The organism is Rhodococcus sp. T2V, from assembly GCF_029269925.1.
Classification (GTDB): Bacteria; Actinomycetota; Actinomycetes; order Mycobacteriales; family Mycobacteriaceae; genus Rhodococcus_F; species Rhodococcus_F koreensis.
The window spans coordinates 1-357 of the sequence record NZ_JARJBD010000441.1 but is presented as its reverse complement, the minus strand read 5'-3'; the positions used below and the strand labels follow the sequence as shown (position 1 = coordinate 357).

The following is a 357-nucleotide window of genomic DNA, read 5'->3' as shown; positions in this document are numbered from 1 at the left end:
GCTACCGGGTGGTGATCCCGGTGTGGGATCAAACATTGCCGACGTTGATCGCGTGCCTCGATGCCACGGTGCGCCGCTTCGGTGGAGTGCCGACCTACGCGTTGACCGACAATCCGCGCACGGTCAGCATCGATCACGTCGCCGGGATCGCGGTACGCCATCCGCAGATCGTCGAAACAGCCCGCCACTACGGCATGGCCGTACACACCTGCGTGCCCTTCGACCCGGAATCGAAGGGTGGCAGCGAGGCAACCGTCAAGATCGCCAAGGCCGATCTGGTGCCCACCGACGCGAACCTGCTACCGGACTACGCCTCGTTCGCCGACCTCGAGGCCGCGTGCGAGCAGTTCTGCGCCA

1 pseudogene is annotated in these 357 nt (G+C 65.5%); it reads left to right on the top strand.

Features of this window, described 5'->3' with window-relative positions:
* Positions 1-357 (top strand): annotated as a pseudogene (locus tag P3H15_RS54750) (IS21 family transposase); the annotation flags it as partial.